The 22,464-nt window shown below is 58.2% G+C and carries 21 protein-coding genes; 10 read left to right on the forward strand and 11 right to left on the reverse strand.

The features are described from left to right. Window positions 1–64: 64 nt before the first annotated feature. Window positions 65–511, reverse strand: a complete 447-nt coding sequence (locus MUU53_RS04615) for an SRPBCC family protein (protein WP_247259840.1) — start codon at window positions 509–511, stop codon at window positions 65–67. 108 nt (window positions 512–619) lie between these two features. On the opposite strand from MUU53_RS04615, the gene glgX reads away from it, so the two are divergent. Next, a complete protein-coding gene (glgX, locus tag MUU53_RS04620) occupies window positions 620–2,575 on the forward strand; it encodes a glycogen debranching protein GlgX (RefSeq protein ID WP_247259841.1) in 1,956 nt (651 codons plus the stop codon). A gap of 120 nt (window positions 2,576–2,695) precedes the next feature. Further along, on the forward strand, window positions 2,696–3,184 hold the full coding sequence (locus tag MUU53_RS04625) for a MaoC family dehydratase (protein WP_247259842.1): 489 nt from the start codon (window positions 2,696–2,698) through the stop codon (window positions 3,182–3,184). A 120-nt stretch (window positions 3,185–3,304) separates the two neighbouring features. Here the strand turns inward: MUU53_RS04625 and MUU53_RS04630 are convergent, their stop codons facing one another. From MUU53_RS04630 to MUU53_RS04650, 5 genes are all read right to left on the reverse strand, one after another. Further along, complete coding sequence (locus MUU53_RS04630) at window positions 3,305–3,850, reverse strand: sarcosine oxidase subunit gamma (protein ID WP_247259843.1); 546 nt, start codon at window positions 3,848–3,850, stop codon at window positions 3,305–3,307. Further along, entirely contained in the window at window positions 3,843–6,800 is a 2,958-nt protein-coding gene (locus tag MUU53_RS04635; RefSeq protein WP_247259844.1) for a sarcosine oxidase subunit alpha, read from the reverse strand. The genes MUU53_RS04630 and MUU53_RS04635 overlap by 8 nt, the downstream gene beginning before the upstream one ends. Beyond that, window positions 6,797–7,111 carry a sarcosine oxidase subunit delta gene (locus MUU53_RS04640; RefSeq protein WP_062555755.1) on the reverse strand — a complete coding sequence of 105 codons (315 nt, stop codon included), beginning with the start codon at window positions 7,109–7,111 and terminating at the stop codon, window positions 6,797–6,799. The genes MUU53_RS04635 and MUU53_RS04640 overlap by 4 nt, the downstream gene beginning before the upstream one ends. A gap of 14 nt (window positions 7,112–7,125) precedes the next feature. Continuing rightward, window positions 7,126–8,379 (reverse strand): sarcosine oxidase subunit beta family protein, encoded by a 1,254-nt coding sequence (locus tag MUU53_RS04645; protein WP_062555971.1) that lies wholly within the window; start codon window positions 8,377–8,379, stop codon window positions 7,126–7,128. A gap of 154 nt (window positions 8,380–8,533) precedes the next feature. Further along, on the reverse strand, window positions 8,534–9,514 hold the full coding sequence (locus MUU53_RS04650; protein ID WP_247259845.1) for a zinc-binding dehydrogenase: 981 nt from the start codon (window positions 9,512–9,514) through the stop codon (window positions 8,534–8,536). Window positions 9,515–9,817: 303 nt separating this feature from the next. Between MUU53_RS04650 and rpsU the strand changes: the two genes are divergently transcribed. Together rpsU and MUU53_RS04660 are read left to right on the forward strand one after the other, a co-directional pair. Further along, a complete protein-coding gene (gene rpsU / locus MUU53_RS04655) occupies window positions 9,818–10,045 on the forward strand; it encodes a 30S ribosomal protein S21 (RefSeq protein ID WP_062555758.1) in 228 nt (75 codons plus the stop codon). A gap of 174 nt (window positions 10,046–10,219) precedes the next feature. Further along, a complete protein-coding gene (locus MUU53_RS04660) occupies window positions 10,220–11,062 on the forward strand; it encodes a tetratricopeptide repeat protein (RefSeq protein WP_247259953.1) in 843 nt (280 codons plus the stop codon). Between the two features lie 86 nt (window positions 11,063–11,148). On the opposite strand, the gene MUU53_RS04665 is transcribed toward MUU53_RS04660, so the two are convergent. After that, window positions 11,149–11,373: an aa3-type cytochrome c oxidase subunit IV gene (locus MUU53_RS04665; RefSeq protein ID WP_247259846.1), complete on the reverse strand. Its 225-nt coding sequence runs from the start codon at window positions 11,371–11,373 to the stop codon at window positions 11,149–11,151. A gap of 305 nt (window positions 11,374–11,678) precedes the next feature. On the opposite strand from MUU53_RS04665, the gene MUU53_RS04670 reads away from it, so the two are divergent. Beyond that, window positions 11,679–12,248 carry a TRAP transporter small permease subunit gene (locus MUU53_RS04670; RefSeq protein ID WP_247259847.1) on the forward strand — a complete coding sequence of 190 codons (570 nt, stop codon included), beginning with the start codon at window positions 11,679–11,681 and terminating at the stop codon, window positions 12,246–12,248. Window position 12,249: 1 nt separating this feature from the next. Beyond that, a complete protein-coding gene (locus tag MUU53_RS04675) occupies window positions 12,250–14,118 on the forward strand; it encodes a TRAP transporter large permease (protein ID WP_247259954.1) in 1,869 nt (622 codons plus the stop codon). Window positions 14,119–14,236: 118 nt separating this feature from the next. Here MUU53_RS04675 and MUU53_RS04680 read toward each other — a convergent pair whose 3' ends face one another. Further along, window positions 14,237–15,343 (reverse strand): TRAP transporter substrate-binding protein, encoded by a 1,107-nt coding sequence (locus MUU53_RS04680; RefSeq protein ID WP_247259848.1) that lies wholly within the window; start codon window positions 15,341–15,343, stop codon window positions 14,237–14,239. A gap of 256 nt (window positions 15,344–15,599) precedes the next feature. Here MUU53_RS04680 and MUU53_RS04685 point away from each other — a divergent pair, with 256 nt between their 5' ends. Next, window positions 15,600–16,361: a gamma-glutamyl-gamma-aminobutyrate hydrolase family protein gene (locus MUU53_RS04685; protein WP_247259849.1), complete on the forward strand. Its 762-nt coding sequence runs from the start codon at window positions 15,600–15,602 to the stop codon at window positions 16,359–16,361. On the opposite strand, the gene MUU53_RS04690 is transcribed toward MUU53_RS04685, so the two are convergent. From MUU53_RS04690 to MUU53_RS04700, 3 genes are all read right to left on the reverse strand, one after another. Beyond that, complete coding sequence (locus MUU53_RS04690) at window positions 16,362–17,324, reverse strand: 2-hydroxyacid dehydrogenase (RefSeq protein WP_247259850.1); 963 nt, start codon at window positions 17,322–17,324, stop codon at window positions 16,362–16,364. Window positions 17,325–17,660: 336 nt separating this feature from the next. After that, window positions 17,661–18,683, reverse strand: a complete 1,023-nt coding sequence (locus MUU53_RS04695; RefSeq protein ID WP_247259851.1) for a LacI family DNA-binding transcriptional regulator — start codon at window positions 18,681–18,683, stop codon at window positions 17,661–17,663. 80 nt (window positions 18,684–18,763) lie between these two features. Next, on the reverse strand, window positions 18,764–19,276 hold the full coding sequence (locus tag MUU53_RS04700) for a MarR family winged helix-turn-helix transcriptional regulator (RefSeq protein ID WP_247259852.1): 513 nt from the start codon (window positions 19,274–19,276) through the stop codon (window positions 18,764–18,766). 70 nt (window positions 19,277–19,346) lie between these two features. Between MUU53_RS04700 and MUU53_RS04705 the strand changes: the two genes are divergently transcribed. From MUU53_RS04705 to MUU53_RS04715, 3 genes are all read left to right on the forward strand, one after another. Next, window positions 19,347–20,144, forward strand: coding sequence for a creatininase family protein (locus MUU53_RS04705; protein ID WP_247259853.1), 798 nt, complete (start codon window positions 19,347–19,349; stop codon window positions 20,142–20,144). A gap of 114 nt (window positions 20,145–20,258) precedes the next feature. Further along, entirely contained in the window at window positions 20,259–21,380 is a 1,122-nt protein-coding gene (locus MUU53_RS04710) for a CobW family GTP-binding protein (protein WP_165134640.1), read from the forward strand. 48 nt (window positions 21,381–21,428) lie between these two features. Further along, entirely contained in the window at window positions 21,429–22,415 is a 987-nt protein-coding gene (locus MUU53_RS04715) for a WD40 repeat domain-containing protein (protein WP_247259854.1), read from the forward strand. Window positions 22,416–22,464: the final 49 nt, after the last annotated feature.

The raw sequence follows: 22,464 nt of genomic DNA on the forward strand, positions 1-22,464 counted from the left end.
CGGCTAAGCTTCACCCCCTCTGTCCGGCAAGGCAGAGGGGGGGGTAATACGCTTGTATGACTGCCTATCCCTGCCGAATCTCCGGCTCTACCAGAAGTGTCAGCAAGGACAGCGATTCCTGCCAGCCGAGATAGCAGGCTGCTTCCGGAATGGGGTCGGGAATACCCGCCTGCACAATGGTGAGTTCCGTCCCCATCGGTGTCTCCTTGAACTCCACCACCGTTTCCATCTGCCCGGACAGGTTCGGATCATCGAACTGGTCTGTATAGCGAAGGCGCTTGTTTTCGACGAATTCGAGATACTTGCCACCGAAGGAATGCGTTTCGCCCGTCGTGAAATTGGTGAAGGACATGCGAAAAATGCCGCCCTCCTTCGGCTCGAATTCATGCATGCGTGCAGTAAAGCCGTGCGGCGGATTCCACTTCACCATGGCGTCGGCGTCCGTAAACGCACGGAAGACGCGGTCCACTGGAGCCTTGAGCACACGATGTAAGCGAATGGTCGATGGCATGTTTTCCTCCCCAAAACTGTCGAACTGTGCAAGATGCGTATGACGCGCCTGCCGCGTACATAAGTCAATACTGATACTATGACAGTTTCTCGAAGAACTGGAAGCCGTATGCAGCATTCTTTTCTGGGCGCAACCCTTACCGCAGGTGGCGTTACCTTCGCAGTCCAGTCCACGCATGCTGTGGGAGTGGAGATCTGCGTCTTCGACGCTGGGGGACGGCAGGAACTCCAAAGGTTGGCGATGACGCCGCAGGGCTATGGCCGGTTTACCCTTGCCGTTCCGGGACTTGGGGAAGGCACTCGCTATGGCTTGCGCGTTTCCGGCCCCTACGATCCCGCGTGCGGACTTTGGTTTGATCCTACCAAATTGCTGGTCGACCCTTATGCGAAGGAGCTTGATCGCCCCTACACCTACGATCCTCGCCTTTCGGAATTCGGCCTCGATACGGCCGATCTGGTTCCTAAGGCGATCGTGACGGCAGACCGACCGGTCACGTCAAAACCGCCAGTGTTTCGCAAAGGTGGCCTGATCTATGAGCTGGGAGTTCGCCCCTTCACCATGCTTCACCCGGACGTGCCGCAGCATGAACGCGGCACGCTGAAGGCCCTTGCCCATCCATCCGTCATCGCGCATCTGAAACGCATCGGTGTCGATGCGGTCGAGCTTCTGCCGATTACCGCCTGGATCGATGAACGGCATCTGCCGCCTCTCGGGCTCACCAATGGCTGGGGCTACAATCCCGTCACCTTCATGGCGCTCGATCCACGGCTTGCTCTCGGTGGCATGGCGGAACTAAGCGAAACGGTTGCGGAACTGCATCGCCACGGCATCGGTGTCATTCTCGATCTCGTCTTCAACCACACCGGCGAGAGCGATCGCTACGGCGCGACCCTGAGTTTCCGAGGTCTGGATAACCTGAGCCTCTACCGGCATCAACCGGACAATCCGGGCGCTTTGATCAACGATACAGGCACCGGCAACACTGTCGCCTGCGACCACCCGACCGTTCGGCGAATGATTGTCGACACCCTTCGCCACTTCGTGCTGAATGCTGGCATCGATGGATTCCGTTTCGATCTTGGCACCATTCTAGGCCGCAGTCATGAGGGCTTTTCCCGCCATAGCGATACGCTGCTGGCAATCACGCAAGACGAGGTTCTGGCTGACCGGATTCTCATTGCCGAACCTTGGGACATCGGACCAGGCGGCTATCAGCTCGGCAATTTCCCGGCACCCTTCCTCGAATGGAACGACCGCGCCCGCGATGACATGCGCTGCTATTGGCGTGGCGATCCTTCGAAAACCGGAACGCTTGCCAATGCTCTGGCCGGCTCGTCAGATATCTTTTCCCGCCACGGAGAGACCGAGACGCGCACGGTGAACTTCATCGCAGCCCATGACGGGTTCACGCTGATGGATCTGGTGTCCTATGCCCACAAGCATAACGAGGCCAATGGCGAGGATAATCGTGACGGCCACAACGAAAACCACTCGTGGAACAATGGCATCGAAGGCGCCACCCCTCTATCGGCCGTGGTGTCAGGGCGAAAACGCGATGTTAAGGCACTGCTGTCTACCCTATTCTCAACGCGCGGCACGATTATGCTGACGGCGGGCGATGAAGGCGGGCGCAGCCAGCAAGGCAATAACAATGCCTATGCGCAGGATAACGAGATCACCTGGCTGGACTGGACGGAGCTCGATGAGGAGTTGCTGGCGCATACCGCAGAGCTCGCTGCCATCCGCCGCCGCTTCTCAGCCTTTGCTGATCTCGACTTCTTTCACGGGGACGGCGACATTGCCTGGCTGAACGAACTGGGCGAACCGATGACCATAGCCGACTGGGAGCAGCCGGAACGAACACAGCTGACCATGCTGCTGCAAACCCTGGATGGTGACACAAAGACGGATGTGCAACTGGCCATCGTCTTCAACCGCTCCAGCGAGGTTCGGCAGATCTGCCTGCCGGAAGGCGCATGGAATGAGGTGCTTGGCGATCGCCCGCAGCCCGAGGAAGGGTTTGCTCCGCGTTCGGTAACCTGGCTGGTGTCACAAGAGCATTGAGTGAAGACAGTATAAGAGGATCTGTTGATAAATGCTGACGCCCCTGAAATCGACAGAAGATCGTTTGAATATTACAAAGCGACCCTCCAGATATGAAATTCATTGTCCGACAGGAACAGAATGACAAAAATCATTTCATTGAAAGACGTCTCCGCCCTGACCGGACAGGAAATCGGCGTATCCGACTGGATCACCGTTGATCAGACGATGATCAACCAGTTTGCCGATGCCACGCTGGATCAGCAGTTCATTCACACGGACCCTGAAAGAGCGGCCAAGGAAAGCCCGTTTGGAGAAACCATCGCCCATGGCTTTCTCACACTCTCCCTGCTATCCGCCATGAATTACTCGGCACTGCCCAAAATCCGCGAACAGACGATGGGCCTGAACTACGGCTTCGACAAGATCCGCTTCGGCTCACCCGTCAGGGTCGGTCGGCGCGTGCGGGGTAAGTTCGTACTGAAGGAAGCGCGGTATCGCGGAGCCAACATGCTGATGACGAGCTATGACGTGAAGGTTGAGATCGAAAACGAACGAAAGCCAGCCGTGTCAGGAATCTGGCTGACGATCGTTCAATTCGATCCCAAGGACAGGCCTCAAGACGAGTGAACAGTCATGGAGCGCTCCGTTTACAAGCCGTAGAGGCGTCCGACCACCAGTACGCTACGCCCACATTTGGGAGCCGCAAACTACCAAAGATACCAACTCCATCATAAATCGCTATCAGATCTATTCTGCGTCCAGCGCCGCCTCGCGCAGGAGGCCGAAGGCGTATTCCGAAAAAGAGCGCCAGCATTCCAGGCGGAAACTCTGTTCCCCTGTCCGCAAAAGCACGACTTCGATCTTGCCAAACAGAGTGCGCGCACAAGAACCCACCGGGAAAGCTTTCAGTGAAAGATCCAGCGGGCAGCCGCCGTTCAGGGCGTCGGAAGAACCCGGCCCCTCGATCAGGATTGCCGTATTGCGATGCGAAACATCCGTTGCGGAATGAACCGCACCAGAGGACCGGGCAGCCTCCACAAGTCCGCCCTCGCCTTCATCGATCACGAGCCATTCATCCGGCCCCAGCCAGAGGGCGGTGCGCGAACCGGAAGAGGCGGAGGTCTTCGGTTGTGTGGGCAAGCTCAATCCGAGCGTCGTTGAAAGTGTGGAAACGGCGTCTTCTCCGGCGCGAAGCGAGATGCGATGGGCCGACGACGCCGGCTTCAGCCGAACGGAAGCCGTCCCGCCGTGAGCGCCGGCCAGTGGTACTGCGCGCGTTGCAAGTTCAGCCATGGATGCGGCCTCCTTCCTTGTCGAAGAACACCATATCCGTCACGGTTGCGGCAATGGTCTTGTCTTTCATCGGGATGTAGACGGTCTTGCCCATGCGGGCACGGCCATCGGCAACGAGCGCAATCGCAATCGAGCGGCCCAGATTTTCCGACCAGTAGGCAGACGTCACATGGCCCAGCATGGTCATCGGCTTCGGTTCGTTCGGATCGGCAACGATCTGGCCGCCCTCTTCCAGAACTTCCGTGAGGTCCTGAGTCAGCAGGCCAACCAGTTGCTTGCGACCGGACCGGATCAGATCAGGGCGCTTCAGGCCCCGAATGCCGACGAAATCCATCTTCTTCTTCGAAACGGCCCAGCCATAACCGGCATCATCCGGAGTCACGGTTCCATCCGTATCCTGCCCAACGATGATATAGCCCTTCTCGGCGCGCAGCACGTGCATGGTTTCCGTGCCATAGAGGCAAGCGCCCAAAGCCTCGCCACGCTCCCAGATGGCCTTCCAGACGGAAGCACCATAATCGGCAGGTACGTTGACTTCGAAACCGATTTCACCGGTAAACGAAACCCGGAACAGACGAGCCGGAACACCCATGACCGTGCATTCGGCAACGCTCATATGCGGGAAGGCCTCATTGGAAAGGTCGAGACCCTCCACCAGCGGCTCAATGATGTCGCGCGCCTTCGGACCCTGCACGGCAATCACCGCCCATTGTTCGGTGGTGGAGGTCAGCCAAACCTTGAGATCCGGGAATTCGGTCTGGAGGTAGTCCTCCATGTGGTGGAGCACGCGCGGCGCACCGCCCGTCGTCGTGGTCACATGGAAGCGATCTTCAGCCAGGCGCCCCACGACACCGTCATCGTAAATGAAGCCGTCTTCGCGGGTCATGATGCCGTAACGGCACTTGCCGGGTTTCAGGTTGTCCCAGGCATTTGTGTACATGAGGTTGAGGAACTTCGCCGCATCCGGACCGACCACCTCAATCTTGCCGAGCGTGGAGGCGTCAAAGATACCGGCCACCTCGCGTGCTGTCTTGCACTCGCGATTGACGGCAGCATGCATATCCTCGCCACGACGCGGGAAATACCAGGCACGCTTCCAGTTGCCCACATCCTCGAACTCGGCGCCTGCGGCTACAAGTTCACCATGCAGCGGCGTCTTGCGGGCGGGATCGAACAGATCGCCGCGAGAATGGGCAATCAGCGTGCCGTACGTCACCGGCGTGTAGGGTGCGCGGAAAGTGGTGAGACCGACCTGCGGAATGTCCTTGCCCAGCATTTCCGCCGCAATCGCCAGACCATGCATATTGGACAGCTTGCCCTGATCGGACGCCATGCCGTTTGTCGTAAAGCGCTTGATGTGCTCGATGGAGTGCATGCCTTCGCGCACGGCAAGGCGAATGTCCTTTGCCGTCACGTCGTGCTGGAAATCCACGAAAGCCTTCACCGCCGTATCAGGCCCTGCTCCTTCGGCAGCACCGATCATGCCGCCCGTCCAGGCATAGGCACTTTCGCCGGAAAGGTTCAGCGCACCGCCGCCAGCAGCCGAAGCCTCTGCCAGCAGCGCGCCGATCTCGTCGGTTCCGTTGCAGGCACCGACGGAGACACACGCTTCCGCGTAGATATTGGGCAGGAAACGTTGGTTTTCTGCATCGAACTTCAGCTTGCCGCGCGATTGCGAGAAGAGATGAACCGAAGGCGTCCAACCGCCGGACATCAACAGCGCATCGACGGGGATCTTGCGATGGTTGGTCGAGCCGTTGCGAGCCACCGTCATCGAGGAAATGCGCAGACGGCCAGATGTGTTGACGACCGAATAGCCGGACAGGACTTCGATGCCCAGAACACGCGCAGCCGAAAGAAGCGCCTCGTTTGGCTTGGCACGGCAATCGACGATGGAAACCACGTCGATACCGGCGCGCTTCAGGTCGAATGCCGCCTCGTAGGCGCTGTCATGGGCCGTGTAGACGCCAACTTTTGAGCCGACGGCAACACCGTAATGGTTGAGGTACATGCGCGCCGCCGAGGCCAGCATGATGCCGGGACGGTCATTATTGGCAAACACCATGTGCCGCTCGATCGCGCCGGTTGCCAGTACCACCTTTTTCGCTCGCACCTGCCATAAGCGTTCACGCGGCAGCGACTTATTCGGACGCGGCAGGTGATCCGTCACCCGCTCCGCAAGACCGATGAAATTGTGATTGTAATAGCCGAACACAGTGGTGCGGGTCAGCACGCGCACATTCGGCATGGCTTTGAGCCTGGCAAGCACGCCGTGCGCCCAGTCATAGCCCGGCTTGCCGTCGATCACGATTCCGCTATCGAACAGAAGCGCGCCGCCCACTTCTGCACGCTCATCCACCAGAATAACGGAGGCACCCGTTTCGGCGGCGGAAAGTGCTGCCGTCAGGCCCGCCGCACCGGCACCGGCCACAAGCACATCGCAATGGGCAAAGCGGTTGGCATAATGATCCGGATCTTCTTCCTTTGGCGCAACGCCCAGACCGGCAGCACGGCGGATGATCGGCTCATAGAGCTTCGCCCAGGCCTCGCGCGGCCACATGAAGGTCTTGTAGTAAAAGCCTGCCGCGAAGAATGGCGAGAGCAGATTGTTGATACCGCCGATATCGAAGGACAGGAACGGCCAACGGTTCTGCGACTGGATGATCGCACCGTCGAAGACCTCCTGCACGCTGGCGCGCACATTGGGCTGACAGCGGGCGCTGTCACGCGCGACATCCAGAAGCGCATTCGGCTCTTCCGCACCGGCAGACAGGATACCGCGAGGACGGTGATACTTGAACGAGCGGCCCATAAGATGCACGCCATTCGCCAGAAGCGCGGAAGCAACCGTATCGCCTTCCAATGCGGTGTAGATCTTGCCGTCGAAGGTAAAGCGGGCCTTGCGGGCAGGCGTCAGTCGTCCGGCACCCTTGATGCGATGAGACGTCATGCCGCATCTCCTTCCACCGGTTCAGAGGCACCCGGAACCGGTTGCCGCGCCAGTCCTGCCTTGTAGCTCAACAGGAACTTGTCGCTCACGGTGTCACGGATCGTGTTGAAGAACCGTCCGCAGCCATGAATGTGCCGCCAGCGTTCCCAGGCAATGCCCTTGGTGTTGTCGCGAATGAAGAAATATTCGGCAAAGGCTTCATCGGAAATCTCGGCAATGTTCTCGGGCCGCGCGATATGCGCCTCGCCCGCCCAGCGAAATTCCAGTTCGGAACGGCTCTCGCCGCAATAGGGGCAATGGATCAACAGCATGAATGTCCCCTTCTTCAGTGCGCGACAGCGGCAGCCGCCGCTTCGTCGATCAGGCGTCCTGTGCGGAACCGGTCCAGCGTCAGGCCTTGCGCCAGACGATGTGGCTCGCCCTTGGCAATCAGCCAGGCAAACAGGTTTGCAGACCCTGGCGTTGCCTTGAAGCCACCCGTTCCCCAACCGCAATTGACGAACAGGTTCGGCACCGGCGTGACGCTCTGGATGGCGGAGCGATCCGGCGTGTTATCGGTGATGCCACCCCATTGGCGCATCATCTTCACGCGGCGGAAAATCGGGAACAGCTCGCAAATGGCATCCAGCGTATGCGTGATGATCTGAAGACCCCCGGTCTGGGAATAGGAGTGATACTGGTCCGTACCGGCGCCAATCACCAGTTCGCCCTTGTCCGACTGCGAGATATAGGCATGCACCGTATTGGACATGACCACGCAGGGGAAAATCGGCTTTAGCGGTTCCGACACCAGCGCCTGAAGCGGGTTGCTGGTCAGCGGCACCCGCACATCCGCCATCTGCATGACGACCGAGGAATGACCGGCAGCGGACACGCCGATCTTGCGTGCACCGATGAAGCCGCGATTGGTCTCAACGCCTGTCACTTCACCGCCCGGACCGCGACGGATGCCGGTGACTTCGCAGTTCTGGATGATGTGAACGCCGCGATCGGACGCCGCGCGCGCATAGCCCCAGGCAACCGCATCATGACGGGCCGTGCCGCCACGCTTCTGAAGTGCTGCACCATTGATGGGGTAACGGGCCGTCTTGGAGATATCGAGCGGCGGACAGAATTTCTTTGCCTCTTCCGGCGTCAGCCATTCATTATCGATGCCATAGAGCCGATTGGCATTGATATGCCGTTTGAAGCTCTGCATGTCGTGCGTGTTGTGCGACAGCATCATCACGCCACGCGGCGAATACATGACGTTATAATTGAGATCCTGGCTCAAGCCTTCCCACAGTTTCAGGGAATGCTCGTAGATATCCATGCTCTCTTCATAGAGATAGTTGGAGCGGATGATGGTGGTGTTGCGACCCGTATTGCCGCCGCCCAGCCAGCCTTTTTCGATCACCGCCACATTGGTGATGCCGTGTTCCTTGGCAAGATAATAGGCCGCGCCCAGTCCGTGACCGCCGCCGCCGATGATGATGACATCGTAAGAAGAACGCGGTTCCGGCGAGACCCATTGCGGTTCCCACCCCTTGTGGCTGCGCATGGCCTCCCGGGCCACCGCAAAGACCGAATATTTGCGCATATCTGCCTTTAGCTCCTTGAGGCGAAATAGCCTTTCGTGGAACCATACAAATCGCAAATCGAAGCGCGTCGCAATGGTTGCTTTGCGACGCATTCAGGCTTTGGTTTCGACACACGCGATTTTGTTAAAGCGCGTGTGCCAGCTTGGTTCGGTCTCAGGAGATACGAAGAAGAACCTTGCCCTTGCGACCACGCTCGACTGCGGCATCTACAGCCTTCGCGGCTTCGGCCAGTGGGAAAACGGCATCGACCTGCAGTTTCAGCTCGCCCTTGGCGGCACGCGTCACCAGCTCGCCGATCATGCGACCTGCATCCTCCCGCGACATGGTTTCCATGAGCTTGGCAAGCCAGAAACCCTTGACGACCGCTTGTTTGAAGATGACGTCTCCCGCAGAAATCCGCATTTTCTCGCCCGACATCACGCCAAACGAAATCAGCTGACCGCCCTCGCCCAAAAGCGACAGGAGATCGCCGGACGCGTCTCCGCCAACACCATCAATGGCAACGGCGATCGGCGATGTTCCGGTCAGAGATGTCACCGCCTCCTTCCAGTTCGGCGCATCGGTTGCGATGACGTTTTCGATGCCAAGCTCCTTGAGTTCTTCCACCGCATCCGCGCGGCGCACAAGGTTGATGACATGGATGCCACGCGGCTTGGCAAGCTGCGCCAGCACCTTCCCGACCGCACCATTGGCAGCATTCTGGATAAGCCACTGGCCTTCGCGGATCCCGGTGAATTCCAGAAGCGTCAAAGCGCTCAATGGCATGGCAATCAGCTGCGCTGCCGTTTCATCATCAATGCTCTCTGGCATCGGCACACAGGAAGCGCCCTTCGCAATGGCATATTCGGCCCAGGCACCCTTGAGACCGCTGGCAACCACCCGCTGACCGACGGAAACGCCCTGCACACCCTCGCCCAGCGCATCGACAATGCCCACACCTTCGCTACCGGCCCCAGCTGGAAGCGGCGGCTTGTAACCGTACTGACCGCTGACCGTGAGCACATCATGGTTGTGAATCGGAGACAGCATCATGCGCAGGCGCACCTCGCCAGCTGCGGGTTCCGGCTTGGAAAGCTCATGAACCGCGAGCACCTGGGAGGGTTTTCCGAACTGTGAATATGAAAGACCTTGCATATTGCTTCTCCTGTTCTGTCGTTACTGAAACGTGCCGGTATATGCACCTTGCTTTCTAAAATTCAAATCGCAGCATCCTTTTCATCGAGCCTTGATGTGGCCGTGCATGGTGCTGCACCTACTGGATTCAAGGGGTTTTGCACAATTTAGCAAACGGAGCCGCCAAGCCCGCTGGACTTCGTAAATCCCTTCTGTTATGTGCCTTCACCAATTGCATGGCGTGGGCCATGGAAACCTATTATTTCGCCTTCAGTACTGCGCTGTCAGGCGGCTAACTCGAATAACCAAAGGAACGGGATTCACGTGCAGGTACTTGTCCGCGACAACAACGTTGATCAGGCTCTCCGCGCTCTCAAGAAGAAGATGCAGCGCGAAGGCATCTTCCGCGAAATGAAGATGCGCGATTACTACGAGAAGCCTTCCCAGAAGCGCGCTCGTGAAAAGGCAGAAGCTGTGCGCCGCGTGCGCAAGCTGGCCCGTAAGCGCGCACAGCGTGAAGGTCTGGTTGCTGCTGGTCGCACCGGCCGCTAATTGGCCGTCTTTTCGACGTTATTTCGTGATTGAAGGGCGGGGGCGAATTTTCGCCGCCGCTTTTTTTGGTTTCCCGGATCGCCGCCTTACACGTAAAGACACGAGGAATTGTGCCTGATGGCCGCTACGACCGCAGCAAATTCGCCTGAACTTCCAACCCCAGAATCAAGGCAGATGCACCGCCGCTTGCAGGTTCGCATCGCGGGACCAATGCTGCTGCTCAGCGGACTATTGCTGGCTGGCTGCGAAACAACGACCAGCACCGACCTCATCCGGCTTGATCGCGCACAAGGGTCGGAGCAGAATATTGCTTCCCTGACTTCGGTCATCCAGGCAAACCCGCAGGATCCGGAAGGCTATAACGTGCGCGGTGCGGCCTATGGACGCTCCGGCGATTTCAAGCGCGCCGTGGACGATTTCAACCGCGCAATCCAGTTGAACCCCCGCTTCTTCCAAGCCTATGCGAATCGTGCGCTCGTCTATCGTAACATGGGCAAGCCGGCAGAAGCCGTAAACGACTACAACACTGCGCTCCAGATCAACCCGAACTATGACGTGGCCCTGATCGGACGCGGGAATATTTATCGTCAGGCTGGCCGCATAAACGAAGCCTTCAATGATTTCGACCGCGCAATCCAGCAGGACACGACGGATGGTCGCGCCTGGCATGGTCGTGGTCTGATCTACCAGATTCGCGGACAACACGCCCAGGCGATTGAAGACTTCTCCAAGGCCATCTCGCTGTCTCCGGGTTCGCCGGAACCCTATAACGGCCGCGGCGTATCCTATGTCGCGCTAAACAATGACGACAACGCCTTTGCCGACTTCAACCATGCCATCGAGCTGAACGACAAGATTGCCGAATCCTGGGCGAATCAGGCGCTGGTCTACGAGCGCCGCGGCGACAAGGCACGCGCCTACAAGTCTTACAACCATGCCGTTCGTCTGGACCCGAACTACAAGCCTGCGCAGGATGGTGCAGCACGTACGCGCAGTGGCACGGCTGCCGCGGGCTGAAGATATCTCCCTTCGCAAGACATTATGAAAAAGGCCCGGTCGATGCCGGGCCTTTTTCGTTTCATCTTGCGAATGAGGACTTCAAATCAACGCAGCAGATAGAAACCGGCAGCGTTTAGGATAACGAACACCAGAATTCCACCAAGCAGCCCGCCATGGGCGAAGAAACCGGCCAGCATGGCAATCAGCAGGACAATGCACATCATCGTGCCCCACTTGGCACCGGCCAGGAACAGGTCATAGGTCTTTTCGTGCTCGCGATAGTCCATCGGAGCGCCTGTTTCGACCGGTCCTGCGTGATGATGATCCATGCTCAAACTCTCCCCTGCATCGATGTCCAGCGCCTGCAAGACAGGCGCAATCCTCTACTGAGAGAAATGGCTACACAAAAAGCACAAAAAGCGCAATCGACTTGGTGTTACGCTCTCTGCTGCGCCTGGCATGAAATCGACGATAGCCTCGCGAAAATCTGGCAAACGACAGTTTCCTGCGCATTCGCGCATCACTGAGCAAGAAATATCGGGAAAGCAGGGTCCCCGAGACATTGGTAGCGTTGCGCCGATTCCCGATTTAGCCTTAGAGAAGATAACAAAGAATAAGGTGGGGGAATTGCATCATGACTGTGCTCCTTGCTCTCAGCCGCGCCATAGACGCGGTAACGAGCTTCATTGGTCGCTGGGTGTCGTGGCTACTACTGGCAGCTGTCTTGATCAGCGCTGGCAATGCCGTCATGCGCAAGGCGCTCGATATCTCGTCGAATGCCTGGCTTGAGGTTCAGTGGTATCTGTTTGGCACCGTTTTCATGCTCGCAGCAGCCTATGCCCTGCTGCAGAACGAGCATGTCCGCATTGACATTCTGTCTTCGAACTGGAGCAAACGCACGCGCGATCTGATTGATCTGACGCTTCACATCATCTTCCTGGTGCCATTTGCAAGTCTGATGACCTATTTGGCATGGCCATGGTTCTGGCTTTCCTACCAGTCAGGTGAAATCTCTTCGAATGCAGGTGGCCTTGTCATATGGCCGGCAAAGCTGGCTGTCCTGATCGGCTTTGCGCTTTTGCTCGCTCAGGCCTTCTCTGAGATCATCAAGCGTTTCGCCGTCGTTACGGGCCGGATACCGGATCCGCGGGAGGAGAAATCGTCGGAAGCCGCAGCCCCAGCCTCCGAGGTGACCCATGGCTGAGATCATTCATATCATTGCACTCAATTTGCCACTGGTGATGTTTTCATCAGTGATGCTGATGCTGCTGCTCGGCTATCCGGTTGCCTTCACGCTCGCAGCAGGCGGCTTGATCTTCTTCGTCGTCGGCGTTGAACTCTCGCATATCTCACCAGACATCCGGTTGTTCTGGCCCCTCCTCCAGTCGCATCCCGAACGCATTTACGGGATCATGTATAATGACACGCTGCTGTCGATCCCCTTCTTTACCTTCATGGGGATCATTCTTGAGCGATCAAGGATGGCGGAGGATCTGCTGGACACGATTGGCCAGTTGTTTGGCCCTGTCCGCGGCGGTCTTGCCTATGCGGTCATCCTCGTCGGCGCCTTGCTCGGAGCAACGACCGGTGTCGTTGCTGCATCCGTCATGGCCATGGGATTGATCTCGCTTCCGATTATGATGCGGTACGGCTATAACCGTCCGCTGGTATCCGGCACGATCGCAGCGTCCGGCACGCTTGCACAGATCGTGCCCCCATCGCTCGTTTTGATCGTCATGGCCGACCAGCTTGGTCGCTCTGTTGGCGACATGTATGTCGGCGCACTCTATCCCGCCCTGCTGATCGTAGGCGTTTACTGCCTTTACATCTTCGCGGTCACACTGGTGAAGCCAGAATGGGCACCCGCACTGCCGCAGGAAGCACGCACGCTCGGAAATGGCGTGACGTCCCTGGCTGTGATGTTCGTCATTGCGATTGGCCTCTATTACCTTGGCCTGCACATTCTCTTTGTCGGCATTCAGAGTGAGGAATGGCGACTTGTTGCGGCTCTGGCATTCGCCGTCGGCGTCGTTTATGTGGTGGCGCTCGTCAACGAGAAAATCGAAAAGAAAATCATCTCGCGTCTTTCCGAACGCGTGATCATCGTTCTGATTCCGCCTTTGGCCCTTATCTTTCTGGTTCTCGGCACGATCTTCCTAGGCATTGCCACGCCGACGGAAGGTGGCGCCATGGGTGCCACTGGTGCCCTTCTTCTTGCACTTGCCAAGGGCCGCCTGACTCTTGGGTCAATCAAAACGGCTCTGGACGCAACCACGCGCCTGTCGGCCTTCGTGATGATGATCCTGATCGGTGCGCGTGTGTTTGGCCTTACCTTCTACGGCATCAATGGCAATGTCTGGATGGAGGAATTGCTACTGGCGCTGCCAGGCGGAGAATACGGCTTCCTGATCGTCGTCACGATCATCGTTTTCATTCTCGGCTGCTTCCTCGACTTCTTCGAAATTGCCTTCATCATGGTGCCGCTTCTGGCGCCTGTTGCAGACAAGCTCGGCATCGATCTGGTCTGGTTCGGCATCATCCTTGGTATCAACCTTCAGACCTCGTTCCTGACACCACCGTTCGGCTTCTCCCTCTTCTTCCTGCGCTCCATTGCGCCGGCAAGTCCATGGGTCGACAAGGTCACAGGCAAGACCATGCCACCTGTCAGAACGACGGAAATCTATAAGGGCGTCTTCCCCTACATCATCATCCAGTTCGTGATGATTCTGGTTGTGATTGCATTCCCGGGACTGGTCATGCATTACAAGACAGACCAACCGACAACCAATCCTTCCGATGTGCAAATTCAATTGCCGGGGATGGGATCCGGCAGCACACCTGGAAATGACGGTCTGCAACTTGGCCTTCCCCCGCTCGGTGGGCAGAACGGTTCAGCGCCCGCCATGGGCCTTCCGCCATTGACCTTCGGCAATGACAGCCTGCCAGCAGGCCAATCTGGATCAGCCCCAGCCTTGGGACTGCCGCCGTTGAATGGTCTGCCTGGACAACAGCCGACGCAAACGCAACCGTCCGGTCAGCCGGATTTGAGCCAACCGCCCAAGATCAATCCTTGAGATTGCATCGGTCCTGACATCAAGGCCTCACCTCGGTGGGGCCTTTTTCATACCTGATGCAAGCAACAAAAAACCCGGGGTTGAAGCCCCGGGTTCGTTTGGAAAGCGGATGAGTTGATCAGAGCTTGCCGTTGCGCTGCTGGATCATCATGAAGGTATCGTAGGTGTATTCAGCAAGCTGCATCCACAGATAACCTTCCTTCTTGAAAGCCACCTGATCTTCGTAGATCTTCTTGAACCATTCGTTCTTGGCGGAAATCTCGGCATAGACTTCCTTCGAAGCGTTGAAGGCCGCTTCGAGGATCGGCTGGCTGAAAGGACGCAGCGTCGTGCCATTGGCCACGATCTGTTTGATCGCAATCGGGTTCTTGGCGTCGTATTTCGCCATCATGTTGCTGTTGGCAAAGGCGCAGGCGTCCTGAAGCACTGCCTGGTAGGACTTCGGCAGAGCCTCGAACTTCGCCTTGTTCATGAAGGCGTGGATAACCGGACCACCTTCCCAGAAGGCCGGGTAGTAGTAGAACTTGGCGACCTTGTAGAAGCCAAGCTTCAGGTCGTCATAAGGACCGACCCATTCGGCGGCATCGATGGTGCCCTTTTCCAGCGACGGATAAATGTCACCGCCAGCAATCTGCTGCGGCACAGCGCCGAGCTTCTCGACCACACGACCGGCGAGACCGGCGATGCGCATCTTGACGCCCTTGAAATCGTCTACGGTGTTGATTTCCTTGCGGAACCAGCCACCCATCTGCACGCCGGTGTTACCTGCGATGTAGCCGATCAAACCATGGGTCGCGTAGAATTCGTTGAGGAGCTTCGTACCATTGCCTTCGTAGAACCAGGAGTTCGTGAGACGCTGGTTGAGACCGAAGGGAATGGCCGTTCCGATCGCGAACGTCGGGTCCTTGCCGACATAGTAGTAGGAGCAGGTGTGGCACATTTCGACCGTTCCGGCGGATACGGCATCCGCCGCCTGCAGGCCGGGAACGATTTCGCCCGCAGCAAAGGTCTGGATGGTGAAGTTCCCATCGGTCGCAGCGGCCACATGCTTGGCAATGTCTTCCGCACCGCCATAAATCGTGTCCAGAGACTTCGGGAACGACGATGTCAGACGCCAGGTGATCTTGGGTGCAGATTGCGCAATGGCAGGTGCCGCAAGCGCAGTTGCTGCAGCAGCACCCGTGCCGGCTACAGCTGCCTTTTTGAAGAATGAACGACGATCCATTTAGTACCTCCCGTTATTGATGCGCCGACGGTTTTTTCTCCCCTCGATCGGCCATGGTTCGAAGTAAACATGAGGTCTGTCCGCTGGCAAGCGGTCGGGATAATATTCCTTCGCGATTGGTGACCGGAAGAGCACAATACTTTCGTCTAATGTAATCTCGTTGACTAAAACTTTGGCAGTTCAGGGCAGACTGAGGGTTACGCTTGACACTGGACTGGCCTGCTGGTGAAAAATACAGCTGTATTCGGAGTATCCTATGACCCTGCCGCTCATCGCCATTCCCGCCGATATTCGCCATCTCGACAAGGCGGATTGGCACGCCGTCCAGACGCAATATGTCAACGCCGTGCTGAAGGTCGCCAACGGAATGCCGATCATCATACCGGCGCTTGAAACCGGGGCGGACTTGCAGACGGTTCTTGATCGGGTGGACGGTGTCCTGATCTCGGGTTCGGCCACGAATGTGCACCCTTCCCTCTACGGCGCGGACTGGACGGAAGCAGACGGCCCGTTCGATCCCGCCCGTGATGCCACCTCGCTTGAACTCATTCGCCAGACGATAGAACACGGCATTCCGCTGCTCGCCATCTGCCGGGGCATACAGGAATTGAACGTTGCACTTGGAGGAACCCTGGCACGGGAGATTCAGGATCAGCCCGGCACATGGGATCATCGCAAGCCGCCGGTCGAAAGCCGTGACGAGATGTATTCGATCCGCCAGCCGGTGCTGATCGAACAGGGGTCCTGCATGGAACACTATCTGGGTCTGACCGGAGAAGTTCAGGTCAACTCCCTGCATCGTCAGGCAATCGGCGAGAAAGCACCGCGCCTGCAGGTGGAAGCCAAGGCAGAGGATGGCACCATTGAAGCCGTTTCGGTGATCGGTGCCACGGGCTTTGCCGTCGGCGTTCAATGGCATCCGGAATACTGGGCGGAAGGAGATCGTCCCTCCCGCGCCCTGTTCGAGGCGTTCGGAGCCGCCGTCCGAGACTATGCGGCCAATAGACCAAAAGCCTGATTAGGTCGTAACCGGCGTTTCCGGCACGGCCGTCAGCAACTGCTTCTCGCTGAACCACTTGATAAGGTTGTCGACAACAAGATCGGCCATATCGTTGCGTGTCGGCACCGATGCCGAAGCCACATGCGGCAGCATGCAAAGGGTGGGAAGATCAAAGAACCCGGCTGGAATCTTCGGCTCGTCATAGAAGACATCCAGTCCTGCGGCAGCAATGGTGCCTTGGCGCAGCGCGGTCTCGAGCGCCTCTTCATCGACGCTGGTGCCCCGACCCACATTGATGAAAACGCCGTTCGGCCCCAGTGCCGCAAGAACCTCGGCATTGATGATCTTGTGCGTTTCCGGCGTCGCCGGAATGATGGAGATCAGCGTATCGACAGACTTCGCCAGTTCCACGGCAGAAGACGCATAGGTGTAGCTCACATCCTTGCGCGGCGTGCGCGTATGATAGCTGAGCTTCACCTTGAACGGCTCCAGCCGCTTGGCAATCTCAAGCCCGATACGCCCCAGCCCCAGAAGGCCGACATGCCGGTTCTTCAGCGAAAGCGGCGTGAGCGGGAACGGTCCTTCCTTTTCCCAGCGTCCTTCGCGCAGATAGGTTTCGGCCAGCGGCAGACGACGGATCGTGTTCAGGAGAAGGCCGATCGTCGTATCCGCCACCTCGTCGTTCAGAACGTCCGGCGTGTTCGTGACGAGAACGCCTTTGGTTGCCGCATGCCGGGCATCCACCCCGTCATAGCCTACGCCGAAATTGGCAATCACTTCAGCGTTCGGCAGTTGATCGATCCAGTCGGCAGGCATCTTGTTGGTGGTTGCGACGCCGCGAATACGGGCTCTCTGCTCATCCGTAAGCTGCATTTCAAAACCGACTGGCGTCTGCAGAAGATCGAAGGCCTGCGCCAGCCGTTCCAGAACGCGGGGATGCATGCGGCCCGGCACGAGCACGGTGATCTTGTTGTCAGTCATGATGAATTTCCTATCGAAGAGATTGCGGACGCGAGTGGCGCATACTGCGTCAGAAATTGCGCAGAAACAAACGCATGTGCTTTATTTCTGCGCAATTTTCACAGTCCATGACGCCAATGGCTTCGCTTGCAGATAGACCCCTCCCCCGCCCTCCCCACAAGGGGGAGGGAGTTCGGGGGGCATTCGCGATAACCGCCAGTTTTCCCATTATCAATTTGGCGAGCTAGGCTGTCAGCGGCTCGCTCGACCTGCTCCCTCCCCCTTGTGGGGAGGGTCGGGGAGGGGAATTTTGATTTTGGGCATATTTGTGCGGTATTGCCTCAAGCGGCAAAAAAGTCAGCTACGCGGCTGGTAGGGTCCGGTTGACTGCCGGATCCGCATCTCCGGCTTGATGAGATGGATGCCATCCGGCTCATGGCTTCCGGCAAGGCGGTCGAGCAGAGCGCGGGCGGCAAGTCGCCCCACTTCGGTCTGGCCGTTCCAGACCGTGGTTAGAGAAGGCGTGGCGATGGATGCCTCTTCCAGATCGTCATAGCCGGTGACGGAAATATCCTTGCCCGGCGTAAGTCCCGCTCGGGCAATGCCGTTCATCAGGCCAATGGCAACGAGATCGTTCCAGCACACGGCAGCCGTCGGTTTCTGCGGCAGGGACAGGAAATGCACCGCTGCCTCGAACCCGCCCTGCTTCGTGCGGGGTCCGGGAATGCGCAGCTCGGAATCCACTTCAATCCCGGCCTTTCGAAGCGCATTCACATAGCCCTGATAGCGGTCACGCCCTGTCGACGTCTGGTCCGTGCCGCCAATCATCGCGATGCTGCGATGACCCAGTCCGATCAGATGGTTGGTTGCAAGCGAAATGCCGTAACTGTCGTCGCCACGGTAGGTTGGCAGATCCACTCCTTCCATGGAGCGCGCGACGAGGATTGCGGGCATACCGTTCGCCTCGGCCAGCTTCACATCCTCAAGCGGCGTTCCGATTGCAGGAGACATGATCACACCGTCACCGCCAAGCTGCAGAAGCGTTTCAATGAAGGTGCGCTGCTTTTCGACCGAATCATAATGATTGGAGAGAATGAAGGTCTGGCGGCTGCGATCCAGCTCGCTTTCGATGGCCTTGAGAATTTCTCCGTAGAACGGGTTCATGATGTCGTGCACGACAACCCCGATGATACCCGAGCGGGATGTCCGCAGGCTGGCAGCACGGCGGTTGTAGATATATCCCAGCGCGCGGGCCTGTTCCTTGATCTTCTCCCGCGTATCGGAAGCAACCAGCGGGCTGTCACGCAGCGCAAGCGATATGGTCGCGGTAGACAGCCCAAGGCTCTCCGCGATGGTCGACAATTTGATTTTCTGAACCACAACCCCTCCCGGCGGATTCCCGATCTAACGGATCTAAAAATTCTTTAAACAATTTAATCCGCGATTGCAATCCGCCGTCATCAATCTGTCACAACCTCTTCCTCATCCTCAGATTGCGCCTCTCCAATCAGGTTCCGATTGAGCGCCTTCAGAAGCTTCAGCAGTGTCCGGATCTCCTTGTCAGAGAAATCCTCAAGTGCCTTGGAGTTGGTTGCAGCGGTGGCAAAGTTGATCTTTTCGAGGCTGTGCAGACCCAGAGGCGTCAGATGCACTTTCACCTGTCGGCCATCTCCCCCGTCCGGCTTTCGCTGAACGAAGCCTTGCGCCTCCATGCGGCCAATGGTGCGGGTCATGGTGGGAGCCTTCACGCCAAGACGATGCGCCAGCTCACCGGGTGTCAAAGCCTCACCTTCCGCCAGAGCGAGGATAACCCCATCCTGACCGGAATAGAGCCCTGCCTCCAGGAGATTGCGAGAATGGACCGTTCGCATTGAACGAGCGGCCCCTGCAAGCGCGGGCGCCAGATCATGCGCGCCGCCGGGCGCCTTCTTGCGACCAGCCTTTTCCTTCTTCTCGCCCTTTTTCTTGCTCATCTCCCGCCCTTCCCGCTATACCACGCCTGCGCCTCATCAATCCTTAGCCAAAGCGGAACGTGATCGCCAGATGTCCCCAGAACTGCCCCGGCCCCGCTTCCACGAGAATGACAGGATGCTGCCCCCCGAAAAGCGGGCAGACTGGATTGTCGTCTTGCCGCTCGGTGCCCATGAGCAGCATGGTCCGCATCTGCCCTTCGAGACCGATAGCCTGATCGCCGTCGGTCTCGTCGAGCGCCTCATCACTGCCCTGCCGAAAGATCTGCCTGTCTCCTTCCTTCCCGTCGAACGCATTGGCTATTCCATCGAGCATGCGGACGTGCCCGGCACGCGCACACTTTCCTTTGCGCAGGCCATCAACCGCTGGCTGGCGATTGCGGAAGGCCTGGCGGACCAGGGCATCCGCAAATTCGTGATGCTGAATGCCCATGGCGGCAATTCTCCGCTGATGACGGTGGTTGCGACCGAAGCACGCGTGCGCTTCAATATGCTGGCCGTCGCCACAAGCTGGACCCGCTTCGGCCAGCCGGAAGGCTGGATTTCGCCTGAAGCCAAGGCGATTGATATTCACGGCGGTGATATCGAAACATCCGTCATGCTGGCGCTTCATCCGGACAAGGTCGATATGGCGAAAGTGGCCTCCTTCGGTTCCCGCCAGTCCGACTTCGCCAGAGACTTCAAGCATCTGCGCGCCTATGGGCCCCACGCCTTCGGCTGGAAGATGTCCGACCTGAACAGGCAGGGCGTCGCTGGAAACGCGGCTGCAGCAACCGCACAACGCGGCGAACAACTCGTTGCACATGCGGTGAGCGGCTTTCTCGAACTGCTGGATGACGTCCACCGCTTCGATTTGTCCACGCTCTCGTGAGGCATGTGAACATATAACATAAGGAAAGCCTTTGAACTCGACGGTACGAGGGCTTATATGGACGAAAATCGCTGACGCTCCATCCGCGAGCGCCCTCATTTCCCGGAGGTTCCCATGGCCGATACTGCGACACAGAAGCCCGTACCCGTGACCGTTTTGACCGGTTACCTCGGCGCCGGCAAGACAACGCTTCTCAACCGCATCCTGTCCGAAAGCCACGGCAAGAAATACGCCGTCATCGTCAACGAGTTCGGTGAAATCGGCATCGACAACGATCTGATCGTCGAGTCGGACGAAGAGATCTACGAGATGAACAATGGCTGCGTCTGCTGCACGGTGCGTGGCGACCTGATCCGCGTGGTTGAAGGCCTCATGCGCCGTCCGGGCCGCTTCGACGGCATCATTGTTGAAACGACTGGCCTTGCTGATCCGGTGCCGGTTGCCCAAACCTTTTTCATGGACGACGACGTTCGCTCCAAGACGGAACTGGACGCGGTCGTGGCCCTCGTGGATGCCAAGCATCTGCCGCTGCGCCTGAAGGATAGCCGCGAGGCTGAGGACCAGATCGCCTTTGCCGATGTCGTGGTCGTCAACAAGACGGATCTGGTAACGCCGGCAGAACTGGCGACGATCGAGGAAATCGTACGCGCCATCAACCCGACGGCCCGCATCTACAAGACCACCCGTTCGGGTGTCGATCTCGCCCGCGTGCTGGATCAGGGGGCGTTCAACCTGGAACGCGCGCTGGAAAACGATCCGCATTTCCTTGAACATGGCCATGAAGACCATGTCTGCGGACCGGATTGCGACCACCATCACCACGATCATGACCATGGGCACGACCATGGCCATCATCATCATGATCATGGTCACGATCACCACCATGACCACGGGCATGATCACCATCACCATGCAGCACCGTCTGCCATCCATGATGTGACCGTAAAGTCCATTTCGCTGCGCGGCGGTGAAATGAACCCGGATCGCTTTTTCCCGTGGATCCAGAAGATCACGCAGACGCAAGGCCCCAACATCCTGCGTCTGAAGGGCATCATCGCATTTGCGGGCGATGACGAGCGTTATGTGGTGCAGGGTGTTCACATGATCATCGAAGGCGACCACCAGCGCGCCTGGAAGGAAGGCGAAAAGCGCGAAAGCCGCCTCGTCTTCATCGGTCGCGATCTGGACCGCGAGAAGATCGAACAGAGCTTCCTCGCCTGCCAGGCAAATGGCTGATAACAGGCCCTGCCTCAAGAACTGACATAGAAAAGGATTGCCCAGGAAATGCCGACAGTTGCCCCGTTCGACATCGAAGGACACGTGATTGCGACACATTTCCTGGGCGATACGCCCTTCTTCGCCACGGCTGCGGGAGAGTTGCGCAGACTGGATGAAGGAGAAAAGGTCACACCCCTGCATGCGGGTATGCTGACCTGCATCAAGGACCCTTTCAGCGCCTCCCTGCTGACGGCCGGCGAAGACGGCAAGGTGATGCGTGTGGCGGCCGATGGCTCGAGCAAGCTGATTGCCGAAGCGCCACGAAAGTGGATCACGGTTGTCGCGGGCGGACCGCAGGGTGCGGTGGGTTACGCCTACGGCAAGGCCAGCATCATTGTGCTGCCGGATGGTTCAACCAAGGAATTCACCGAAGAGCGCACGGTCGAGGCTCTGGCCTTTGCGTCCAAAGGTTTGCGCATCGCAGCTGCACGCTACAACGGCGTTTCCCTGCATTGGGTCAACACCAATGCACCGCCGACGGATCTGGAATGGAAGGGTGCGCATACAGGCGTGACCTTCTCGCCGGATGGTCGCTTTCTCGTAACCACCATGCAGGAAAATGCCTTGCATGGCTGGAAGCTGGACGGCAAGCCAGGTGAACCCCGCCATATGCGCATGACCGGTTATCCATCCAAGGTAAAATCCTACTCCTGGTCTCCCAAGGGTAAATGGCTGGCAACCTCTGGTGCGCCAGCGGCGATCGTCTGGCCTTTCTCGGCCAAGGATGGCCCTATGGGCAAGGCGCCGCTGGAACTTGGCACGCGCGCAAACATCATGGTCACCTGCGTTGCCTTCCATCCTGCCGAGGAAGTTCTCGCCATCGGCTACATCGATGGCATGGTGCTGGGCGTTCGCGTCGGCGATGGCAAGGAGGCGCTGCTGCGCCGTGCGGGAAATGGCGCCATCACCGCCATGAGCTGGAGTGCCAATGGCAAGCTTTTGTCCTTCGGTTCAGAAGCAGGCGATTGCGGCATCATCGATATCGCAGCCTGATCGGCCGTTCATTTGGCAGGGCAGGAACTGCAGTAGAACGACAAAGGGG

It is taken from the genome of Affinirhizobium lemnae (genome assembly GCF_022968395.1).
Lineage (GTDB): Bacteria > Pseudomonadota > Alphaproteobacteria > Rhizobiales > Rhizobiaceae > Neorhizobium > Neorhizobium lemnae.

Bases quoted from the DNA above. Each gene is read 5' to 3' on its own strand.
- MUU53_RS04615 (WP_247259840.1), bottom strand. From the start codon at position 511: ATGCCATCGACCATTCGCTTACATCGTGTGCTCAAGGCTCCAGTGGAC.
- glgX (WP_247259841.1), top strand. From the start codon at position 620: ATGCAGCATTCTTTTCTGGGCGCAACCCTTACCGCAGGTGGCGTTACC.
- MUU53_RS04625 (WP_247259842.1), top strand. From the start codon at position 2,696: ATGACAAAAATCATTTCATTGAAAGACGTCTCCGCCCTGACCGGACAG.
- MUU53_RS04630 (WP_247259843.1), bottom strand. From the start codon at position 3,850: ATGGCTGAACTTGCAACGCGCGCAGTACCACTGGCCGGCGCTCACGGC.
- MUU53_RS04635 (WP_247259844.1), bottom strand. From the start codon at position 6,800: ATGACGTCTCATCGCATCAAGGGTGCCGGACGACTGACGCCTGCCCGC.
- MUU53_RS04640 (WP_062555755.1), bottom strand. From the start codon at position 7,111: ATGCTGTTGATCCATTGCCCCTATTGCGGCGAGAGCCGTTCCGAACTG.
- MUU53_RS04645 (WP_062555971.1), bottom strand. From the start codon at position 8,379: ATGCGCAAATATTCGGTCTTTGCGGTGGCCCGGGAGGCCATGCGCAGC.
- MUU53_RS04650 (WP_247259845.1), bottom strand. From the start codon at position 9,514: ATGCAAGGTCTTTCATATTCACAGTTCGGAAAACCCTCCCAGGTGCTC.
- MUU53_RS04660 (WP_247259953.1), top strand. From the start codon at position 10,220: ATGCACCGCCGCTTGCAGGTTCGCATCGCGGGACCAATGCTGCTGCTC.
- MUU53_RS04665 (WP_247259846.1), bottom strand. From the start codon at position 11,373: ATGGATCATCATCACGCAGGACCGGTCGAAACAGGCGCTCCGATGGAC.
- MUU53_RS04670 (WP_247259847.1), top strand. From the start codon at position 11,679: ATGACTGTGCTCCTTGCTCTCAGCCGCGCCATAGACGCGGTAACGAGC.
- MUU53_RS04680 (WP_247259848.1), bottom strand. From the start codon at position 15,343: ATGGATCGTCGTTCATTCTTCAAAAAGGCAGCTGTAGCCGGCACGGGT.
- MUU53_RS04685 (WP_247259849.1), top strand. From the start codon at position 15,600: ATGACCCTGCCGCTCATCGCCATTCCCGCCGATATTCGCCATCTCGAC.
- MUU53_RS04690 (WP_247259850.1), bottom strand. From the start codon at position 17,324: ATGACTGACAACAAGATCACCGTGCTCGTGCCGGGCCGCATGCATCCC.
- MUU53_RS04700 (WP_247259852.1), bottom strand. From the start codon at position 19,276: ATGAGCAAGAAAAAGGGCGAGAAGAAGGAAAAGGCTGGTCGCAAGAAG.
- MUU53_RS04705 (WP_247259853.1), top strand. From the start codon at position 19,347: ATGTCCCCAGAACTGCCCCGGCCCCGCTTCCACGAGAATGACAGGATG.
- MUU53_RS04710 (WP_165134640.1), top strand. From the start codon at position 20,259: ATGGCCGATACTGCGACACAGAAGCCCGTACCCGTGACCGTTTTGACC.
- MUU53_RS04715 (WP_247259854.1), top strand. From the start codon at position 21,429: ATGCCGACAGTTGCCCCGTTCGACATCGAAGGACACGTGATTGCGACA.